Source organism: Alcaligenes sp. MMA (genome assembly GCF_020907215.1).
In the GTDB taxonomy this organism is placed as follows: Bacteria; Pseudomonadota; Gammaproteobacteria; order Burkholderiales; family Burkholderiaceae_B; genus Alcaligenes; species Alcaligenes aquatilis.
On the sequence record NZ_JAJJPP010000002.1, the window covers coordinates 428988 to 448577 of the forward strand.

General features: G+C 57.0%; 17 protein-coding genes. 10 read left to right on the forward strand and 7 right to left on the reverse strand.

The genetic code is table 11. From position 1 onward, the window contains the following. Positions 1-57 precede the first annotated feature (57 nt). Both LNA76_RS10520 and LNA76_RS10525 read right to left on the reverse strand, forming a co-directional pair. Complete coding sequence (locus LNA76_RS10520) at positions 58-492, reverse strand: hypothetical protein (RefSeq protein ID WP_230019038.1); 435 nt, start codon at positions 490-492, stop codon at positions 58-60. Between the two features lie 247 nt (positions 493-739). Beyond that, on the reverse strand, positions 740-2119 hold the full coding sequence (locus tag LNA76_RS10525) for an MFS transporter (protein WP_230019039.1): 1380 nt from the start codon (positions 2117-2119) through the stop codon (positions 740-742). A 306-nt stretch (positions 2120-2425) separates the two neighbouring features. On the opposite strand from LNA76_RS10525, the gene LNA76_RS10530 reads away from it, so the two are divergent. Continuing rightward, positions 2426-3349, forward strand: coding sequence for a LysR family transcriptional regulator (locus LNA76_RS10530; protein WP_121738147.1), 924 nt, complete (start codon positions 2426-2428; stop codon positions 3347-3349). 94 nt (positions 3350-3443) lie between these two features. Continuing rightward, on the forward strand, positions 3444-3860 hold the full coding sequence (gene gloA, locus LNA76_RS10535; protein WP_230019040.1) for a lactoylglutathione lyase: 417 nt from the start codon (positions 3444-3446) through the stop codon (positions 3858-3860). A gap of 124 nt (positions 3861-3984) precedes the next feature. Here the strand turns inward: gloA and LNA76_RS10540 are convergent, their stop codons facing one another. Next, entirely contained in the window at positions 3985-5529 is a 1545-nt protein-coding gene (locus tag LNA76_RS10540) for a UbiD family decarboxylase (protein WP_230019041.1), read from the reverse strand. Between the two features lie 96 nt (positions 5530-5625). Between LNA76_RS10540 and LNA76_RS10545 the strand changes: the two genes are divergently transcribed. Next, on the forward strand, positions 5626-6465 hold the full coding sequence (locus LNA76_RS10545; RefSeq protein ID WP_094195701.1) for a lytic transglycosylase domain-containing protein: 840 nt from the start codon (positions 5626-5628) through the stop codon (positions 6463-6465). Positions 6466-6559: 94 nt separating this feature from the next. Here LNA76_RS10545 and LNA76_RS10550 read toward each other — a convergent pair whose 3' ends face one another. Further along, positions 6560-7720: a pyridoxal phosphate-dependent aminotransferase gene (locus LNA76_RS10550; RefSeq protein WP_094195702.1), complete on the reverse strand. Its 1161-nt coding sequence runs from the start codon at positions 7718-7720 to the stop codon at positions 6560-6562. A 142-nt stretch (positions 7721-7862) separates the two neighbouring features. Between LNA76_RS10550 and LNA76_RS10555 the strand changes: the two genes are divergently transcribed. The 4 genes from LNA76_RS10555 (at position 7863) to LNA76_RS10570 (ending at position 12946) form a co-directional block, all read left to right on the forward strand. Then, a complete protein-coding gene (locus tag LNA76_RS10555) occupies positions 7863-8762 on the forward strand; it encodes a hypothetical protein (protein ID WP_125277055.1) in 900 nt (299 codons plus the stop codon). A gap of 217 nt (positions 8763-8979) precedes the next feature. Then, a complete protein-coding gene (locus tag LNA76_RS10560; RefSeq protein WP_230019042.1) occupies positions 8980-11274 on the forward strand; it encodes an NADP-dependent malic enzyme in 2295 nt (764 codons plus the stop codon). Between the two features lie 8 nt (positions 11275-11282). Beyond that, entirely contained in the window at positions 11283-12479 is a 1197-nt protein-coding gene (locus tag LNA76_RS10565; RefSeq protein WP_230019043.1) for a patatin-like phospholipase family protein, read from the forward strand. Next, complete coding sequence (locus LNA76_RS10570) at positions 12479-12946, forward strand: barstar family protein (protein ID WP_009455142.1); 468 nt, start codon at positions 12479-12481, stop codon at positions 12944-12946. The genes LNA76_RS10565 and LNA76_RS10570 overlap by 1 nt, the downstream gene beginning before the upstream one ends. 10 nt (positions 12947-12956) lie before the next feature. Here LNA76_RS10570 and LNA76_RS10575 read toward each other — a convergent pair whose 3' ends face one another. Continuing rightward, complete coding sequence (locus LNA76_RS10575; protein ID WP_108728056.1) at positions 12957-13685, reverse strand: 16S rRNA (uracil(1498)-N(3))-methyltransferase; 729 nt, start codon at positions 13683-13685, stop codon at positions 12957-12959. A 194-nt stretch (positions 13686-13879) separates the two neighbouring features. Between LNA76_RS10575 and tkt the strand changes: the two genes are divergently transcribed. The 3 genes from tkt (at position 13880) to LNA76_RS10590 (ending at position 18204) form a co-directional block, all read left to right on the forward strand. Next, positions 13880-15925 (forward strand): transketolase, encoded by a 2046-nt coding sequence (gene tkt, locus LNA76_RS10580; RefSeq protein ID WP_230019044.1) that lies wholly within the window; start codon positions 13880-13882, stop codon positions 15923-15925. A 12-nt stretch (positions 15926-15937) separates the two neighbouring features. Further along, on the forward strand, positions 15938-16951 hold the full coding sequence (gene gap, locus LNA76_RS10585; protein WP_094195708.1) for a type I glyceraldehyde-3-phosphate dehydrogenase: 1014 nt from the start codon (positions 15938-15940) through the stop codon (positions 16949-16951). Between the two features lie 62 nt (positions 16952-17013). After that, complete coding sequence (locus LNA76_RS10590) at positions 17014-18204, forward strand: phosphoglycerate kinase (RefSeq protein WP_275263375.1); 1191 nt, start codon at positions 17014-17016, stop codon at positions 18202-18204. 75 nt (positions 18205-18279) lie between these two features. On the opposite strand, the gene LNA76_RS10595 is transcribed toward LNA76_RS10590, so the two are convergent. Then, positions 18280-18669 (reverse strand): type II toxin-antitoxin system HicB family antitoxin, encoded by a 390-nt coding sequence (locus LNA76_RS10595; RefSeq protein ID WP_125277051.1) that lies wholly within the window; start codon positions 18667-18669, stop codon positions 18280-18282. A 9-nt stretch (positions 18670-18678) separates the two neighbouring features. After that, a complete protein-coding gene (locus LNA76_RS10600) occupies positions 18679-19521 on the reverse strand; it encodes an NAD-dependent epimerase/dehydratase family protein (protein WP_230019045.1) in 843 nt (280 codons plus the stop codon). Positions 19522-19590 lie beyond the last annotated feature (69 nt).

The following is a 19590-nucleotide window of genomic DNA, read 5'->3' on the forward strand; positions in this document are numbered from 1 at the left end:
TTTTTTCTTTTAGGCGTCCTGTTTTTACAGGGCGCTTTTTTTTTAGGCTGCGTTTTTTTATAGTTTTGGCAGCAGATACTTTTCAAATAACCATTTCAAACCATACAGCGCCCCGAAAATAATCGCGGCAATGGCCAGGAAATCCGCGCTGAAAACGCTTTGCTGTTTGTGGGACAGCTCCATATAGACGTGCTCGTCAGCGGGCCGGGCATAAGTCATGGGAACGGCAGCCTTGGGCAGAGTGGCTTGCAGGACGACATAGCTGCCATCGTCGGCCGCTTGCATCAGCAGCTCGTCTACCTGCGTGGGAGCCAGACCGTCGTGATGTCCTGGTTTGCACAGCTGCCGGGCTCCTTGGGCCCAGTTGTCACTGCTTTCGGGGCAGTAGGCCTGGATGCTGTAGCCATTGCTGAATTGAACCGTCAGCCACCCTTGGGCATGCGAGTGGGCGTCGCTGCTTACGGTTACGTTGGTGAGGCTGATGGTGGTCATGGTGCAAATTCCTTGGGCAGTGCAAGCGTATTCTTCTGCCTGCTTAAGGCAGGAGGTGAGTCTATATTTGACGCGGGCTATAGAAGGCTATTCTATAGAAGCCGGTATGGTAATACGGTTTCTGTATAGGCAGAATCAGCTTTATGTGAATTGCTTTTAATGTAAATCAATGCTCTTTTTCCATAAAAAAAACAGCCCTGTAAAACAGGGCTGTTGATGACGGAAAACCAGCGGGAATGGTGAGGGCTTAACTGGCGCTTGCCTTGCCCATGCTGACTGCCGGTTTGGCATCATGAGCCGGTTCGGTGTGATAGCGGCGTAAAGGCTTGTTGGCGGTTTCGGGCATCAGCACCGTCACCCAGAAAAAGCACAGAACCGCGACCACCGTGACGTAAAACGCGGGAGCCAGATAGCTGCCTGTCTGCGCCGTCAGCCAGATGGCCAGGTAGGGTGCGGTACCACCAAAAATTGCGAAGGTGATGTTGTAGCACATGCTCGAAGCGGTATAGCGCATGTCGGTCGGGAACATCTCCGAGAGCAGAGTGACGGCCACCACACTGGCTGCCACCTGACCAATACCGATAATCAGCATGCCGAAAATAGCGGCCTCCAAAGAAGCTCCCTTGCTGACGATCATATAGGCCGGAATGGTGAACAGCGCATGCCAGACAGCGGCAAATTGCATCATGCGACGGCGGCCCACCCGGTCCGAGATTACACCGGCAAGCGGGGTCAGGGCAGTGACGAACAGCAGGGCAACCATGTTCGCGGTCAGGGACTGGACGGAGGACAAGCCAATGACCGTGCGCAGGAAGGTGTTCATGTAGGTGGAGAAAATGTAGAAGGACAGGGCGTACAGCACGATAAAGCCGCCCAGCTTCACAATATTGGAACCCTCTGCCTTGAAGACCTGGGATGCGCTGTAGCTGAGCTGACCTTTTTTCTCTGCGCGCATCTGCTGGAACTCGGGTGATTCGGCTAGGTGGTCGCGAATGAAAAAGGCCACGATGCCCATGGGAACGGCCAGCAGGAAGATGGTGCGCCAGCCCCAATCGCCCATGGCCTCGGTGCCAACAATGGCGGCCAGACCGGCGCTGATCCCTGCGGCCAGTGCAAACGCAAAATAGGTGGCACCGGACATCGCCCAAGCGTAGGAGTTGCGTTTGTTCATGGGACTGTGTTCAACGGTGTAGATGGTGGCGCCGGTATATTCGCCACCGGCCGACAGCCCCTGAATACAGCGGATGATGATCAGCAGAACCGGAGCCCAGATGCCAATGCTGTCATAGGTTGGAATCAGGCCAATGGCCGCGGTCGAGCCGGACATCAGCAAGACGGTCAGGGCCAGAATCTTCTTGCGGCCAATGCGGTCGCCCAGTCGGCCAAAGTAGATCCCGCCCAGGGGGCGAACAATAAAGGACACCAGAAATACTGCAAAGGTGGCCAGCAAGCCCGCCATCTTGTCTTCCGTGGGGAAGAAGTTTTGTGCAATGTACACGGCCATATAGCCGAACAAGGCAAAGTCGAACCATTCAACGATCGTACCGGCCGCTGAACCCATCATTACTTTCTTGATGTGACCCGTATCGGTATGTTCCGATTCGGCCACGGTGCTTTCCCTTTGCATACTTATGTCTCCTCAAGTATTGGGACTATCTGTTTTTTGAAATCAAACCCTGTGGGGGTAGCTGGTTTTTTTATTATTTATACGTGTCTGTCTTTTCTTGGTATTGGTTGAAAGCTCGGTTAGAGCATCGGCTGCAACAGGATGAGTTCCTCCTTTCTGTGGGGCTGGGCATCCGCTCCTGGCATGCTTGCAAAGCGCCATCCAGTGCGTGCTAGATAAGCTAATCCTCTGCAAATTGCTTGTCCATTCACTATTCGCGCACTATTATTGATCGCGATGTTATCAATCTAAAAAATGAGCGAAACCATGATTCCCGCACGCCTGGACTTGCATCACCTGCGCGCCTTTAAAACGGTGGCCGAACAGTTGCATTTCAAGAAGGCGGCGGAGCTGCTGCACATCACGCAACCGGGGCTGACGCGCATCATCAAAAAGCTGGAAGAGGACTTGCAGGTGGATCTGTTTGAACGCAGCACCCGCCAAGTCAGGCTGACAGCGGCAGGCTTTTTGCTGCTGCAGGAAATCGAGCAGGTTTTTGTGCATCTGGAGCGCGGTATCGAACTGGCCCAGAAAGCCAAGTTTGGCGATATCGGACACCTGATCATTGCCTATAACGACTACGCGGTGCAGGACGTGTTACCCAGAACGCTGGAGCACTTCAAGCAGCAGTATTCGAACATCACAACCGATTTGTTATATATGCCCACGCAGCAGCAAATTCAGGGCTTGCAGCAGGGCAGCCTGGACTTGGGCTTTGGCTTTGCTTTCTCTGATGATCCCGAGGAACTGGGCGTGCAGTGGAAGCCGGTCTGTCATGATGACCCTATCGTTCTTTTGCAGAGCGATCACCCTTTGGCAAAGGAAAAATCCATCCCCTTGGTGGAACTGGCCAATGAGCGTTTTGTGGTGGGCAGCAAGACGCATTGGCAGGTCTGGCGGCGCTATTTTTATTCACTGTGCCGACATGCCGGTTTTCATCCCAATTCCGTGCAGGAAGCCAGCACCATTACCGGCATCATGAGCATGGTGGCGGCCAATATTGGCATTGCTGTCTTATCGCAGTCCTTGCGCAAGTACGTACACCGTGATTTGGTGGCCATTGATCTGGACTTATCGGGGCAGCATCCGCAGTCCTTCATCAACATCATGTGGCAGGAAAGCAATGCCAATCCCTGTGTGCCTTTATTCATCCAGACCATCTCGTCGGAGCTGATGGCGGCCAGTGCGTAAGGCTTGAGTATTTCTCATGGACCCTTGATGAGCGGTCATGATGCAAGGGGGGCGGTTTTGCTACATTGCAATTTTCCACCCTCTGCCCCTCGCTATGAGCACTTCCGAAATACAGTTTGGCCTTGATCATGTCATGTTGCGCGTCCTGGATCTGGAACAATCCCTGGCGTTCTACCGCGATATTCTGGGCATGCATGTTGTGCGCCATACGGACTATGAGTCCGGCCGCTTCACCAATGTGTTTCTCAGTTTTGATCAGGGCACGCAGTCCAGTCTGGAGCTGACCTGGAACTGGGACCAAAAAGAGTCATATGAGAAGGGCGGGGCTTTTGGTCATCTGGCCTTGATGGTCCAGGACGTGCATCAGGCCGTGCGTTATCTGGAAGAGCAGGGCGTCAGGGTCAAGACGCCTCCCAAGCAGATGAATCACGGCAAACGCACGATTGCCTTTGTGCTTGACCCGGATGAGTACCTGATTGAGCTGGTGGAGCCACTGGCCTTGCCGACCTAGCGTCGGTTGTGGGCGCCGTGTGGGATGGCTCGCTTTGATGAGCTGAATAAAACAAAGACCATGCACCCTTGCGGTGATGGTCTTTGTTTGTTGTTGAATGCGCCGGATGAAGGTGCGTTCTGGTTTACAGCCCCAGCGATCCCCACATATCGTCCACTTTTTTCTTGGTGGCCTCATCCATCTTGATAGGCGTACCCCATTCGCGCTGGGTTTCTCCGGGCCACTTGTTGGTGGCATCCATGCCCATCTTGCCGCCTAGTCCCGAGACCGGCGAGGCAAAGTCCAGATAGTCGATAGGTGTGTTCTCCACCAGCACGGTGTCGCGCACCGGGTCCATACGGGTAGTCATGGCCCAGATCACTTCTTTCCAGTCACGCGTGTTCACATCCTCGTCCACCACGACGATGAACTTGGTGTACATGAACTGGCGCAAGATGCTCCAGACGCCAAACATCACGCGCTTGGCATGGCCTGCGTATTGCTTGCGAATCGACACGACGGCCAGGCGATAGCTGCAGCCTTCGGGTGGCAGGTAGAAATCCACAATTTCAGGCAATTGCTTGCGCAGGAGGGGCACAAAGACTTCGTTCAGTGCCACACCCAGAACGGCAGGTTCATCGGGTGGTTTGCCAGTGTAGGTGCTGTGGTAAATCGGATTACGGCGCATCGTGATGCGCTCGACGGTAAAGACCGGGAACCAGTCCTGCTCGTTGTAGTAGCCGGTGTGGTCGCCGTAAGGGCCTTCCAGTGCCATTTCATAGCTGCTGTCTGCGGGCGGTTTCATGCTTTCGGGCACGTCGGGGGCCAGAGCTTCCGGGTGATCGCTGGGCAGGATATGGCCTTCCAGTACAATCTCGGCCCAGGCGGGCACGGATAGGTCGCTCCCCAAGGCTTTGGCCACTTCGGTGCGCGAGCCGCGTAGCAAACCGGCAAATTGGTATTCGGACAGGCTATCGGGCACGGGGGTGACTGCACCCAGAATAGTTGCAGGGTCAGTGCCCAGAGCCACAGCAATCGGGAAGGGTTTGCCGGGGTTGGTCAGGGCGTGATCGCGGAAATCCAGCGCCCCGCCACGGTGGGACAACCAGCGCATGATCAGCTTGTTGCGGCCAATCAGTTGCTGGCGATAAATGCCCAGGTTCTGGCGTTTGGCATGGGGGCCTTTGGTAATCACCAAGCCCCAGGTCAGCAAGGGGGCCACGTCGCCGGGCCAGCACAGTTGCAAGGGGATCTGGTTCAGGTCCACATCCTTGCCTTCCAGCACTACTTCCTGACAAGCGGGAGAGCGAACGTTCTTGGGGCTCATATCCCACAGGGCGGACTTGAGCATGGACACTTTGGACAGCGCATCGCGCATTCCGGTGGGCGCTTGCGGCTCTTTCAGATTGGCCAGCAGTTCGCCAGTGTCGCGTAATGCCGACACATCCTGCGCGCCCATACCCCAGGCGACGCGTTGCGGCGTACCGAACAAATTGGCCAAGACCGGCATGGCAGCTTTAGCGCCTTGATGCTGGGCGTTCTCAAACAAAAGCGCCGGACCACCGGCACGTAGTACCCGGTCACTGATTTCAGTCATTTCCAGCGAGGTGGAAATTGGCTGCGTAATCCGCTTCAGATCGCCCTTGGCTTCCAACTGGGCAATAAAGTCTCTCAAGTCACGGTATTTCACAGAAGAACGGGGCTCCGCTTGCAGATATGTTTGGTTAAGACCTTGAACAGGTTCTAAGGTTAACATCGGGCAGTTAGCAATACTAAGGATGATCCCATGGGCTTCCAAGATATGGACTATGTACTTAGTCGCTCGGCCCGCACCCTGACGTATCGCATCGGCGAGTTCGTGCACGTATGTGCCATGTACCTGGGCATTGCCGTACTGGTCACGATCGCAGCTTGTGTGGTTGTGCCATCGATGCGCGCTCAGTTTAACCAGCTTTACACCGGTCTCGTGCAAACCCTGCGCCCTGAGGCGCTGAAATACGATGCGTACAGCCAGGCAGTCTGGCCTGCGGATAAAACTCAGCCCAACCTGTCGGAAGGAGGCGAAGACTTGAGTCAGGCGGAGCAGCAGCAAGCGGTCTCTACCTATCAGGGCTTCATGAAGAATCTGCGTGCGTCGGTCACCGGGCAGCCTATTGCCGGCGTCACGGCGGCTCAGCAGCAGGCTTTGCGCAGTTACCTGGCGCGCAAGTACAAGATTGCCTATTCGGTGGCGGGTGCTTTGATTCACACCGCTTTTATTGTGGGCAAGGAAAAGAACCTGGACCCGCAACTGATTCTGGCGGTGATTGCCATTGAGTCGCGCTACAACCCCTATGCAGAAAGCCATGTGGGTGCGCAGGGCCTGATGCAGGTGATGACCAAAGTCCATAAAGAGAAGTTTGATATCTATATGGAAGGCACGCTGGCCGTGCTTAGCCCGGAAGCGAATATTCGGGTGGGCGGGCAGATTCTGTCGGACTGCATCCGTCGCCGTGGGTCTTTGGAGGGGGGGTTGGCCTGTTATGTGGGAGCCACCGGTCCTAGCGATGGTGGTTATGGCGCGAAGGTACTGGCTGAACGCCGTCGTATTGCCTTGGCCTCGGGTATTCCGATTCGGGCACGCTAAGCAGTCTGGATAGAAAAAGAAATCGGGCCTTGCGGCCCGAAATACTTTTATGGAATCGGGCTTGATCGCCCGACAGACGGAAAAGAGGCTGGGCTTAGCGGCCCAGAAACTGCCCCAGACGGCTGATCGCTTCTTGCAGGCGATCCATGCCGGTTGCGTAGGACAGACGCAAGGTATAAGGCGCATGGGCCGTACCAAAGTCCCGGCCCGGCACCGCCGCCACACCCGCCTCGTGCAGCAGTTGCTGCGAGAAGGCATCGCTGTCCTGGCTGTATTCGCGAATATCCGTATAAATATAGAAAGCGCCATCCGGGCGTACGGGCACGCGCAGACCCAGACGCTCCAGCTCGGGCAGCAGGTAATCACGGCGCTGTTTAAAGGCCAGACGACGCTCTTCATAAATGGCCATGGTTTCCGGCTCGAAGCAGGCCAGGGCGGCATGTTGGGCCAGGGAGGGGGCGCAGATTGCCAGACTGGCGGCCATGCGCTCGCAGGCTTCGGTCATCCAGGTGGGCAGAATCAACCAGCCCAGACGCCAGCCCGTCATGTGGAAATACTTGGAAAAGCTATTGATCACAATAATGTCCTGATCCAAGGTCAGGGCGCTCAGTGGTGCTTCTTCATAAAACAGACCCAGATAAATCTCGTCCATGATGATGAAGCCGTCACGGGCGCGCACTTCCTTGATCAGTTCTTGCAGGGCAGGGCGGGAAATCGTCGCGCCAGTGGGATTGTTGGGCGAAGCAATCAGAACGCCACGGGTCTTGGGACCCCAGTGTTCACGAATATGCTGGGCGCTTAGCTGAAAGCGTTCGTCTGCCGATGCGGGAATCAGGCGGGCTGTGCCGCCAGCGGCCATGATGAAGTTCTGGTTGGCTGGGTAGGACGGATCGGGCATCAGTACTTCGTCGCCGGGATTGATCAGGGCCAGCGTAGCCAGAGACAGGGCACCCGATGCGCCCGCCGTGACCACAATACGCGAGGGGTCGACACGGGCCTGGAACTGCTGCTCGTAATACAGGGCGATGCGTTCACGTAGAGCGGTCAGACCGGCAGGGGCGGTGTATTGGCCTAAACCTTGATTGCTGGCCTGATGCAGTGCATCGACCACGGCTTGCGGGGCGGTAAAGTCCGGCTCGCCTATGCCCAGGCTGATGATGTCGCGGCCAGTGGCCTTTAAGGCATTGGCCTGTTTGAAGAGTTCAACAGCGTGAAAGGGAAGAACGTGCTCGGTACGACGGGCGAGGCGGGACATGCGGCAAATCTCGGGTAAAAAGTGTATTGTAGGACCTTGCTCAAAAGGGCGTCAGGTGGCTGTGGCGTGTGCGTGTGCCCAGTAGGGGTGCAAACCGGCGGGCCAGTGAGACTCAAGTTTAGGTTTGTTGCAGGAAAAGTCTATGGTTTCTTCGTCGCGGCGTGCATTTTTGATGGGGCGTCGTCCTCCCCAGACGGCTTGGCAGACATTTTGTTCGCGCCTGAAAGCCCGAGTGCAGGGCCAGTGGTCCGAACTTGGCACTGAAGCGCATCACGAGCAGGCTCGTCTGGAGCCCGCTTCCAGTGCGGACGTGCATATGGTGTTGACGCTGGCGGCCGAGTACGGCGTGACGGTGTGTCTGGAAGGCGTGCCGCAGGCCAGTGAAACCGATGACCCCATGATAGTCCTGGCCCCAGGCCGACAGATGGCCCGCTGTGACCGTCTGGAACCGAACTCCAATCGCTGGTTTGTACAGCCCGGCTGTCTGCTGGGCGAGATGGAAGCCAAAGGTTTTCAAGGTCTGGCCAATGCCCCGGCAGGCATGACCGTCGCTGCCTGGTTGGCCGACCGGCGTCAGCATGATTGGCCCAGTGGTCGCACGGCCTTGTCAGGTGTGTTGCATTGTTCAGTCATTCTGGCGGACAACACGCAAGCGGCCCTGGGCCCTTTTGGACAGGACAATCGCAATCCCCTTGATAGCCTGCGCATGCAGCAATTGATTCCTGCCTTGTTCCAGTTGATGGGCGAGTCGGACACCCAGGCCCTGCGACAAGAGCAATGGCCTTGCCGCTATAGGCTGGACGCGCTGGAACCGGTTGAAGGCGAGGGCATTAATCTGGCTCATTTAATGCTAGGCCACGGCGGTGATTTGGCCTGGGTGGAATGGCTGGTGCTGGATGAGGCTGTGTTAAGCGGCTCAGACCCGCAAGACTGGTCCTGGCCGAATCAGGAGCAATCCTGGCAGGCTCAGGATGTGGATAGCCGTATCAAGGCGTTGTTTGATCCTACTGACCGGTTTTCTTACCCAGGCCAGACGCTGTAAGTTTGTCCTGGCCTGCGCTTGACCCAGCTTGTAACTCAAGGGCTAGAATGGTCCTTGCTTTGGCCTTGAGGGCCAGGCAAGGCGATCGGGGTTTCGGAGACAAGAACAGCATTTAGCGTATCAAGCCACGCGCTTGTTTGAATTTACGCTGACAGGCAATGGCCGCTTTCTGGCGATCCCGGTCCGTTTTAAATGGATTTTTTGGTAGGTATACAGCATGGACGCCAATTTTCGGAAAGCAGCTCTGGAATATCATGAGCAGGGCAGGCCCGGAAAGTTATCGGTCACGCCGACCAAGCAACTCTCTAACCAGCGGGATCTGGCGCTGGCGTATTCGCCCGGGGTTGCGGCTGCTTGTGAGGAAATCGTCAACGACCCGCAAAATGCCTTTCGCTATACCGGTCGGGGTAATCTGGTTGGAGTGATTTCCAATGGCACTGCGGTGCTGGGCCTGGGCAATATTGGCCCTCTGGCTGCCAAACCGGTTATGGAAGGCAAGGCCGTGCTGTTCAAGAGCTTTGCCGGTCTGGATGTGTTTGATATCGAGATCAATGAAACCGACCCTGACAAGCTGGTCGATATTATTGCAGGCCTGGAGCCGACCTTTGGCGGCATCAATCTGGAAGACATCAAAGCGCCCGAGTGTTTCGAGGTAGAGCGCAAGCTTCGCCAGCGCATGAGCATTCCTGTTTTTCACGACGACCAGCATGGCACCGCAATTTGCGTGACAGCCGCCTTTCTGAATGGCCTGAGCGTGGTGGAAAAAGACCTTAAGCAGGTCAAAGTAGTGACCTCGGGTGCAGGTGCTGCCGCGCTGGCTTGTTTGGACCTGATGATTGATATGGGGCTGCCACTGGAAAATATCTGGGTGACGGATATTGATGGCGTGTTGCACGAAGGCCGTCCCGGAAATCCAGTGCCCGAGCTGGCCCGCTTTGCCAAACAGACCGACGCCCGTACTTTGAGTGACGTGATTGATGGGGCCGATGTGTTTCTGGGCTTGTCCGCCGGTGGCGTGCTCAAGCCCGAGATGCTGAAGAAAATGGCTCTCCGGCCCTTGATCCTGGCCTTGGCCAATCCGAACCCCGAGATCTTGCCTGAAGATGCTCACGCCGTGCGTGATGATGTGGTTATGGCAACTGGCCGTTCGGATTATCCGAACCAGGTCAATAATGTGCTGTGCTTCCCTTATATCTTCCGTGGCGCACTGGACGTGGGCGCCACCACGATTACGCGCGGCATGGAAAAAGCCGCTGTGCTGGCCATTTGTCAGTTGGCACGTGAAGAGCAGGATGAAGGCGTTGCTGCCGCTTATGGCCTGGAAGAAGTGTCTTTCGGTCCGTCCTTCTTTATTCCCCGCCCTTTTGATTCGCGCCTGATTGTGCGTATCGCTCCTGCGGTTGCCAAAGCGGCCATGGAAGAGGGCGTGGCGACCCGTCCGATTGCGGATCTGAACAGCTACATCTATCAGTTGCGTCAGTTCGTCTACAAGTCCGGCTCGTTCATGAAGCCGATTTACTCGCTGGCCCGTGGCCTGGTGCAAGACGGCGCCAAGTCGCGTGTGGTGTTCAGCGAAGGCGAGGACGAGCGCGTGTTGCGTGCTGTACAGATTATTGTGGACGAAGGGCTGGCCAGCCCCATTCTGGTGGGCCGTCCCGCTGTCCTGCAGCAACGTATTGAGCGCTACGGCCTGCGCCTGCGTCTAGGCATTGATGTGGAAGTGACCAACCCCGAGCAGGATGATCGTTTTCACCGTTACTGGACCAGCTATTGGGAAATCATGTCGCGTCGTGGCATCAGCAAAGAGATGGCGCGTGTGGAAATGCGCCGTCGCCCAACCTTGATCGGCGCCATGATGCTGCACCTGGGCGATGCCGATGGCATGATTTGCGGCACGGTGGGGCGTTACGAAAACCATCTGGAGCTCGTGGATCAGGTGATTGGCAAAGCCCCCGGCGTCAAAACCTATGCCGCCATGAATATTCTGCTGCTCAGTGAGCGCAGCGTGGCCCTGACCGATACGCATATCAACCACGATCCCGATTCGGATCAGGTGGCCGAGATCACCTTGGCGGCGGCTCGCAAGATGCGCCAGTTCAATATCGAACCCAAGGTGGCGTTGCTGTCCAGCTCGAACTTTGGGACCAATGATTCGCCTGCGGCGGTCACCATGCGTGGTGCGCTGGAGCGCGTGCGCAAGCTCGATCCCAGTCTGGAGGTAGACGGGGAAATGCACGGCGATTGCGCGCTGGATGAAAAGGCCCGCCATCAAATCCTGCCCACCTCGGCCCTGACTGGCGAGGCGAACTTGCTGGTCTGCCCCAACGTGGAAGCGGGTAATATTGCCTACAACCTGCTCAAGACGGCGGCCGGTGGCAACGTGGCGATCGGTCCCTTCCTGTTGGGGGCACGGGCACCGGTTCACATCATGACGTCCACCTCCTCGGTGCGCCGTATCGTCAATATGACGGCGGTCACGGTGGTCGATGCCAACGTTGCTTCTGAAGGCTGATACCTGTCATGATCCAGCGCTCTCCCGCTTCCGTGGCATTGATCTTGAATGGGGGCGGGGCGCGCGGCGCGTATCAGGCCGGGGTGCTGGCTGGTTTGCTGGAGCTTCTGGACCCGGACCGCAACCCTCAGTTTCGTAACCCTTTCGATATTATTTGTGGCTCGTCGGCCGGTTCCATCAATGCTGCCGGATTAGCGTGTCGCGCTGACAAGCCGCACGAGGCTGTCGATCATATACAACAGCTGTGGGGGTCGTTGCACACTAACGATATTTTTCATGCCGACCCCTTGCAGTTGCTGGCCACCAGTGCGCACTGGGTGGCCACGCTGGTTTTGGGCTGGCTGGCCCCGCGTCTGCGTGACCATGTGCCGCACTCCATGCTGGACAATTCGCCGCTGCGCGACTTGCTGGAAGACAATCTGGACTTTGACCGTTTGCAGCGCAATCTGGCTCAACAGCACCTGGGGGCGTTGGCGATTACGGCGGCTGCCTACACCACGGGTGAGCACCTGACTTTTTATCAATGTGACGAGCGTATTCGCCCTTGGACGCGTAATCTGCGCCGAGCCATCCCAGGTGTGATCGGGGTGGATCACCTGATGGCTTCCAGTGCGATTCCCTTCATGTTTCCGGCCCAGTCCTTGCGGGTAGGCAAGCAAACCCAGTGGTGTGGGGACGGGACGATGCGTCAGTTGGCCCCTATCAGCCCGGCGATTCATCTGGGGGCGCGTAAGGTCCTGATTGTAGGGACGGGATACGCGGACAACACCTACCATGAGCAAGAGTGCAAGGATCCGCCCTATCCCTCTTTGGCGCAGATCAGTGGCTATGCCTTATCCAACATATTCCTCGATAGTGTGTCAACGGATATTGAGCGTATGGAACGCATCAATACATTGCTTGCCTATATGCCTGCAAATGTATTACAAAGCCAATCGCTGCGTCCTGTCAGCACGTTTGCCATCACTCCCAGCCGCTCGCTGGATGAAATTGCCACTCGGCATATTCATCAGATGCCAACTGCTGCACGTACCCTATTTCGAGTACTTGGTGTATCTTCAAAGTCCGGTCCGACCACAGGCGGTGCATTAATCTCATATTTGTTATTCGAGTCCGGCTATACCCAAGAGCTGATCGAATTAGGAAAGACCGATACCATGAGTCGTCGTGAAGAAGTATTAGCGTTTTTTAAGGAAGCGTCCTGATGAGCCAATCCCTGACTTTGCAAGAGGCTTTGCAACAAGGCGGCGTGCTCGACGCAACGGGCCTGACGGCTGCTGATTTTCTGGAGCAGGCACAGGACCAGGGGCTTACCGCCCTGGAAGTAAGTTGCGATCGTGCGCGCAATCGTTCCGCTGTGCTGCGAGCAGTCGCCAAGGCTGTCGATTACCCTGAGTTTTTTGGTGGCAATCTGGATGCGCTCTACGATTGCCTGTGTGACACCGTGCTGGACCAGAAAGCAGGCCTGGCCCTGTGGCTGGACAATCTGCACAGTGGTGATCCCGCATTGGAAAAAGACGCTCAGGCTATTTTGGGCGTGTGTGAAGATGTACATGCCTGGGCCTCGAACAACGAGCGCCGTTTTGTTTGTGTCGTTCTACACGCTGGCAAGCACCCTGACCCCGAACCGGGCGAGACGCCTGCTTCCTACTCCAGCCAGGACGAGGAATAAGTTATCGGTTTTATTCCCAGCCTTGCAAGGCGCTGATCGCTGCTGTCAGCGCCAAGGCGGCAGTTTCGGTTCGCAGCACGCGATGCCCGAAACGAATCGCCCGAGCCTGGGCACCCAGTGCCACCTTTTGCTCTTCGGGCGACCAACCGCCTTCGGGGCCAATCAATATCGTCATGGCCTGATCTTGCGGTCCAATGGCCTGCGCCAGTTGCAGGGGCGCATCGGGATCACAAAACAGATGCAGGCCAGTTTCAGCCTCGCGAAAGTACTCGGCCAATGTCAGCGGCGCAGACAGTTCCATCAAGCGGTTGCGACCACATTGCTCGCTGGCCGACTCGATCACTCTTTGCCAATGGCCCATGCGTTTGGCCTGCCGCTCCGCATTCAGTTGCAGTACGCTGCGTTGCGCGCGAATCGGCACAAGGCGGCTGACGCCCATTTCCACGGCTTTTTCGATAATCCAGTCCATCTTATCGCTGGAGGCAATGCCTTGCAGGACGGTAATGCGACCGGCCAGCTCGCGGACCGGTGTTTGGGCAGCGCCCAGGGCGGCGAAACCTTTTTTGCCATCAATGCGCAAGGTGGCGGGGTATTGAGTCCCGAGTCCGTCAAACAGGACGATGTCCTGGCCGTCCTTTAAACGCAGCACCCGGATGGCATGATGCGCCAGTGCCTCGGGCAGGGCGATCTCGGTCTGGGCCGTCAGGCCCAAGGGGTGGTAGAAGCGGGGAGCTGCCATATCAAGACACCATCAAGCATAAAAAACCGCACAAGCATACCGTACCCGGGCTTGGGGGAGAAAGCACAAGGCCCCAGCTCTAGTGGGGGCGATTTAGCGCCAGCAATGCTAAAATAGCGCGTTTTATAAACTAATCAGGGTCGTGAGCCGTCCGCTTGCCGGAATTGTCGCGCCGCCGCCCCAATGAGCTTCTAATGGATATTGCGTCAGCCTCTGATAAAACCCTAGCCAATGCCGTCCGTGCCTTGTCTATGGATGCCGTGCAACAAGCTAATTCGGGCCACCCCGGTGCGCCCATGGGCATGGCCGATATCGCCCAGGTTCTCTGGTCCCGGCACCTGAAACACAACCCTGCCGACCCTGCCTGGTTTGATCGTGACCGTTTTGTGTTGTCAAACGGCCACGGTTCCATGCTGATCTACGCTTTGTTGCACCTTAGCGGCTACGACCTGCCCATGGACGAGCTGCGCAACTTCCGTCAGATGCATTCGCGCACTCCGGGCCACCCTGAAGTGGGTATTACCGCTGGTGTGGAAACCACCACGGGTCCTTTGGGCCAGGGTTTGGGTAACGCGGTCGGTTTTGCACTGGCTGAAGCCTTGCTGGCGCGCGAGTTCAACCGCGAAGGCCACGATGTGGTCGACCACCTGACCTGGGTTTTCGCTGGCGACGGCTGTTTGATGGAAGGTATCTCGCACGAGGCTTGCTCCTTGGCCGGTACCTGGAAGCTCTCCAAGCTGGTCGTGATGTACGACGACAACGGCATCTCCATCGACGGTAAGGTCGAGAACTGGTTTGGTGATGACACTCCCGCCCGCTTTGAAAGCTACGGCTGGAATGTGATTCGCGCGGTTGATGGCCACGATGCCACTTCGATCAATAGCGCGATTGAACAGGCTCGCCGCAACGCGAAAGAGGGCACGGGTCCTACCCTGATTTGCTGCCGTACCGTGATCGGCAAGGGCGCTCCTAATGCCGCCGGTTCCGAGAAAGTCCACGGTGCTCCACTGGGCGCTGATGAAATCGCTGCCACCCGTGCTGCACTGGACTGGAACCACGGTCCGTTTGAAATTCCTCAGGAAATCTACCAAGGCTGGGATTGCCGCGAAAAAGGCGGTGCTCAGCAAGCCGAATGGCAAAAGCGTTTTGACGCCTACAGCCAGGCTTATCCTGAACTGGCCGCCGAACTGGCCCGTCGTCTGAAAGGCGAACTGCCTGCTGACTACAGCGCCAAAGTCCAGGCCTTTATTGAAGAAACCGCTCAGAAGGCCGAAACCATTGCATCGCGTAAAGCCTCGCAATTGGCCATCAGCGCCTTGGTCAATGTGCTGCCAGAAATGCTGGGCGGCTCGGCTGACCTGACCGGCTCGAACTTCACCGACTGGAAGGGGGCCGAAGCGGTTCGCGCTCACGCCGATGGTCTGCATTTTGGTCGCCACATCAACTACGGTGTGCGTGAATTCGGCATGGCCGCCATCATGAATGGTCTCGCCCTGCATGGTGGTTACCTGCCTTTTGGCGGCACCTTCCTGACTTTCTCCGATTACTCGCGTAACGCCATTCGTATGGCTGCCTTGATGAAGCAGCGCGTTGTGCACGTCTTTACCCACGACTCCATCGGTCTGGGCGAAGACGGTCCTACACACCAGTCCATTGAACACGCCAACAGCCTGCGCCTGATCCCCAACCTGCACGTCTGGCGTCCTTGTGATACCACGGAAACTGCCGTGGCCTGGGCATGTTCGGTCGAGCGTCCTACCAGCATCGGCATGGACGTACAGAGCGGCGGTCCTAGCGCCTTGCTCTTGTCGCGCCAGAATCTGCCCTTCGTCGAACGCGATGCGCAAACCATCCAGAACATCCGTCGTGGTGGCTACGTGCTGCGTGACGCGCAAGATGCGCGCGCCATCATCATGGCAACCGGCTCGGAAGTCGGTTTGGCGCTGCAAGCCCAGGAACAGTTGGCTCAGCAAGGGATTGCGACCCGCGTGGTGTCCATGCCTTGTACCAACCTGTTCGATGCTCAAGACAAGCAGTGGCGCGATCAGGTCCTGACCCCAGGCATTCCACGCGTTGCAGTTGAAGCCGGGACCACCGGTCTGTGGTTCAAGTACGTGGGTCTGGAAGGCGCCGTAGTGGGTATTGATACCTACGGTGAATCCGCCCCGGCTGGCGTCCTGTTCAAGCATTTTGGTCTGACAGCAGAGAAGGTCGCTGCGGCCGTTCAAGAAATTTTGTAATTGGAGTCTGACATGACGATTCGCGTCGCAATCAATGGTTATGGTCGTATCGGCCGCATGATCTTGCGTGCCCACTACGAGTACGGCAAAAAACACGATATCGAGATCGTGGCCATCAACGCCTCGGGCGGTGCCGAGATCAATGAACACCTGACTCGCTATGACTCCGTGCATGGCCGTTTCAACGCCGATGTGTCGCTGGATGGCGACTACCTGGTGGTCAACGGTGACCGTATCCGCCTGCTGAGCCAGCGCGATGCGCTGACCCTGCCTTGGGCTGAACTGGGTGTGGACGTGGTGCTGGAATGTACCGGCGCGTTCACCACCAAGGAAAAAGCCAGTGAGCACATTCAAGCCGGTGCCAAGAAAGTCATCATCTCGGCCCCCGGTGGCAAGGATGTGGATGCCACCATCGTGTACGGCGTGAACCACGACATTCTGAAAAGCACCGACACCGTTATCTCCAACGCATCGTGCACCACCAACTGCCTGGCTCCCCTGGTTGCTCCTTTGCACAAGGAACTGGGCGTGGTCAGCGGTCTGATGACCACCATCCACGCGTACACGAACGACCAGGTCCTGACCGACGTGCGTCACAAGGACATGCGCCGTGCCCGTTCGGCCACCAGCAGCATGATTCCTACCAAGACCGGCGCGGCTGCGGCTGTGGGTCTGGTGTTGCCAGAACTCAATGGCAAGCTGGACGGTTACGCTGTGCGCGTTCCTACCATCAACGTGTCCATGGTTGACCTGACTTTCGTGGCCAGCCGCAACACCAGCGTTGAAGAAGTGAACGGCATTCTGAAGGCAGCTTCGGAAGGCGCCATGAAGGGTATTCTGGACTACTGCACCGAGCCTCTGGTGTCCATCGACTTTAACCACACCACCGCTTCCAGCACGGTTGATTCCCTGCTGACCAAAGTTACCGGCGGCAATATGGTCAAAGTGGCGGCCTGGTACGACAACGAATGGGCTTTCTCCATTCGTATGCTCGACAGCACCATCGCACTGATGTCGGCCAAGTAAGATCTGAATAGCAGGGGCGGGATTTCCCGCCCCTGTCACGTTAATTCCCAGAACAAAAAACCATGTCTACAAGCATCAAGACCTTGTCTGCGCTGGCCGAAACGGACGCGCTGCGAGGCAAGCGGGTATTTATCCGCTCTGATCTGAATGTCCCTCTGCAAGACGGACGTATTACCGAAGACACGCGCGTGCGTGCCTCGGTACCTGCCATTCGCATGGCGCTGGATGCCGGCGCTGCGGTGATGGTCACGTCTCACCTGGGTCGCCCTAAAGAAGGCGAGTGCCAGCCTGTGGATTCGCTGGAACCCGTGGTGCAACGTTTATCCGAGTTGTTGGGCATGCCCGTTGAGCTGCGTCGCAATTGGCTCGATGGCGTCCAAGTGTCGCCCGGTCAGGTGGTCTTGCTGGAGAACTGCCGCTGTAACGTGGGGGAAAAGAAGAACGATCCCGAGTTGGCCCGTAAAATGGCAGCCTTGTGTGACGTTTACGTAAACGACGCCTTTGGTACGGCTCACCGTGCTGAAGCGACTACCGAAGGGATCGCCCGCTTTGCTCCTGTAGCTTGCGCCGGTCCCTTGCTGGAAGCCGAGTTGAAAGCCTTGGGCCGTGCCCTGAATCAGCCTGCACGTCCTCTGGTCGCGATTGTGGGTGGTGCCAAGGTATCCACCAAACTGTCCATCCTGCGCGCTTTGGCCGAAAAGGTTGACCAACTGGTGGTCGGTGGCGGCATTGCCAATACCTTCATGATGGCCAGCGGCCTGTCCGTGGGCAAATCCCTGGTGGAAGACAGCCAGTTGGAAGAAGCCCGCGAAGTGATCCGCATCATGAAAGAGCGCGGTGCGGAAGTGCCTATCCCTGTGGATGTGGTGTGCGCCAAGTCCTTTGCTGCTGATGCAGCGGCTGAAATCAAGGCTGCTGATCAAGTCCAGGACGATGACATGATTCTGGACGTGGGCCCACAAACGGCTCAGCAGATCGCTGACATCATTGCCAAGGCTGGCACCGTGGTCTGGAATGGCCCTCTGGGCGTGTTCGAGTTCCCGGCCTTCGCACAAGGCACCGAAACCCTGTCACGCGCGATTGCAGACTCCAAGGCCTTCTCGATTGCTGGCGGTGGTGACACCCTGGCCGCGATTGCCCAGTTCAATATTGGTGAGGATGTGGACTACATCTCCACCGGCGGCGGTGCATTCCTGGAATTCCTGGAAGGCAAGCGTTTGCCTGCTGTGGCTGCGTTGGAAGACAAGGCTTAAGTCAGTTTTGGCTGCATAAGAAAAAGCCAGTCAACGCAAGTTGACTGGCTTTTTTGTGTGCATAGCTTTTATGGTTCAGGCATTGGCCATTTCGCGTTCAGCAGTTTTTGCCAGGAATGCAGAGCGGGATAGATGCTGGGCTTTTGCGACAGCATCAATGCGGTGGACTAAGGACTCCGGCAGACTGATATTCAAGCGAATGGCTTTGTTGTTGACTTTGGATAGGTCAATATCAACCATCATCCAAAATCCGTCTTTATAGTCATCGTGCCAAGACCAGCTTTCAGGTGTGGTTGGAGCAGGAATGGATGAGCTGTCGCCGAAGAAATGGGCCTCAACGGCTTCTTGAGCCGCCTTAGGTAGATCCTGTAATTCGTCAGCCGCTGCAAAACAACCTGGAAAGTCCGGAAAGGATGCACCATAGGCGCTATGTTCTTCTTTGTGTACGTGGATGGGATAGAGTATGAGCTGCGCTTACGCCCCATCTTTAATCAACTGCGCATACCCTTGCATGGCATCGGGCCAGTCCAGCTGAAAGCCGCTGTCCAGCAGTCGCTGGTTGCTCAGGCGTTTGCCACCTTCATTGGACTGACGCCGTTCGGGATGCGGTACTTTCAGCAAATCAGCCAGTCCGTCATACAGTTCCGTAATCCGGTAAGGACGGCTATCAGTGCCTATATAGCAAGGGAAGGGCGCAGGAGCACGTAGCAGGTGCCAGCAGGCGCGCGCAGCATCTTCAATATGCAGGCGGTTGGCCCAATGTTCAGGGTCGTCTGGCACGGTGGCGCGGCCTTCACGCAGACGATCCAGTAATTGGGTGCGTCCTGGCCCGTACAGGCCGCTGGGTCGGATGACGACAGCCTGGGCTGGAATCCGGTGGTGCAGCAACTGCTCGGCCTGCAGCAGCACTTGCCCGTTAAATTGTGCCGGTTCGGTGGGCGAGTTCTCGTCCACCCATTCATTGCTTGGCCCGTAGACGGCGGTGGATGAAACAAAGACGAAGCGTTTCAGGGCTTTCAGGTCCAGTTCGTTGAGCAGGTTTTCCAGACCGTGCAGAAATACCTGTTCATAAGCAGCCTGACTACGCTGGCCGGGGGAGACAGCGTAAAGTACGTGGCTGATTTTGCGGTGTTTCAGGCGCAGGGAGGAGGGCTCACTTAAATCAGCCTGCACCCATTCAATCCCGCTGTCATCGTCCAAAGGGGGATGACGGCGCAGACCGATCACCGGCCAGTCGTGATGGCGGGCCAGCATACCGGTGCGGGTGCCCAGATCGCCAGCGCCCGCTAAGAGCAAAGTACGTTGTCGAGAGTCCAAAGCGGCAAGTCCTTGAGTAGAATGATCTCGAGCAAAGCTCGATTGGCTGGGATAACAATAGCATTGGAG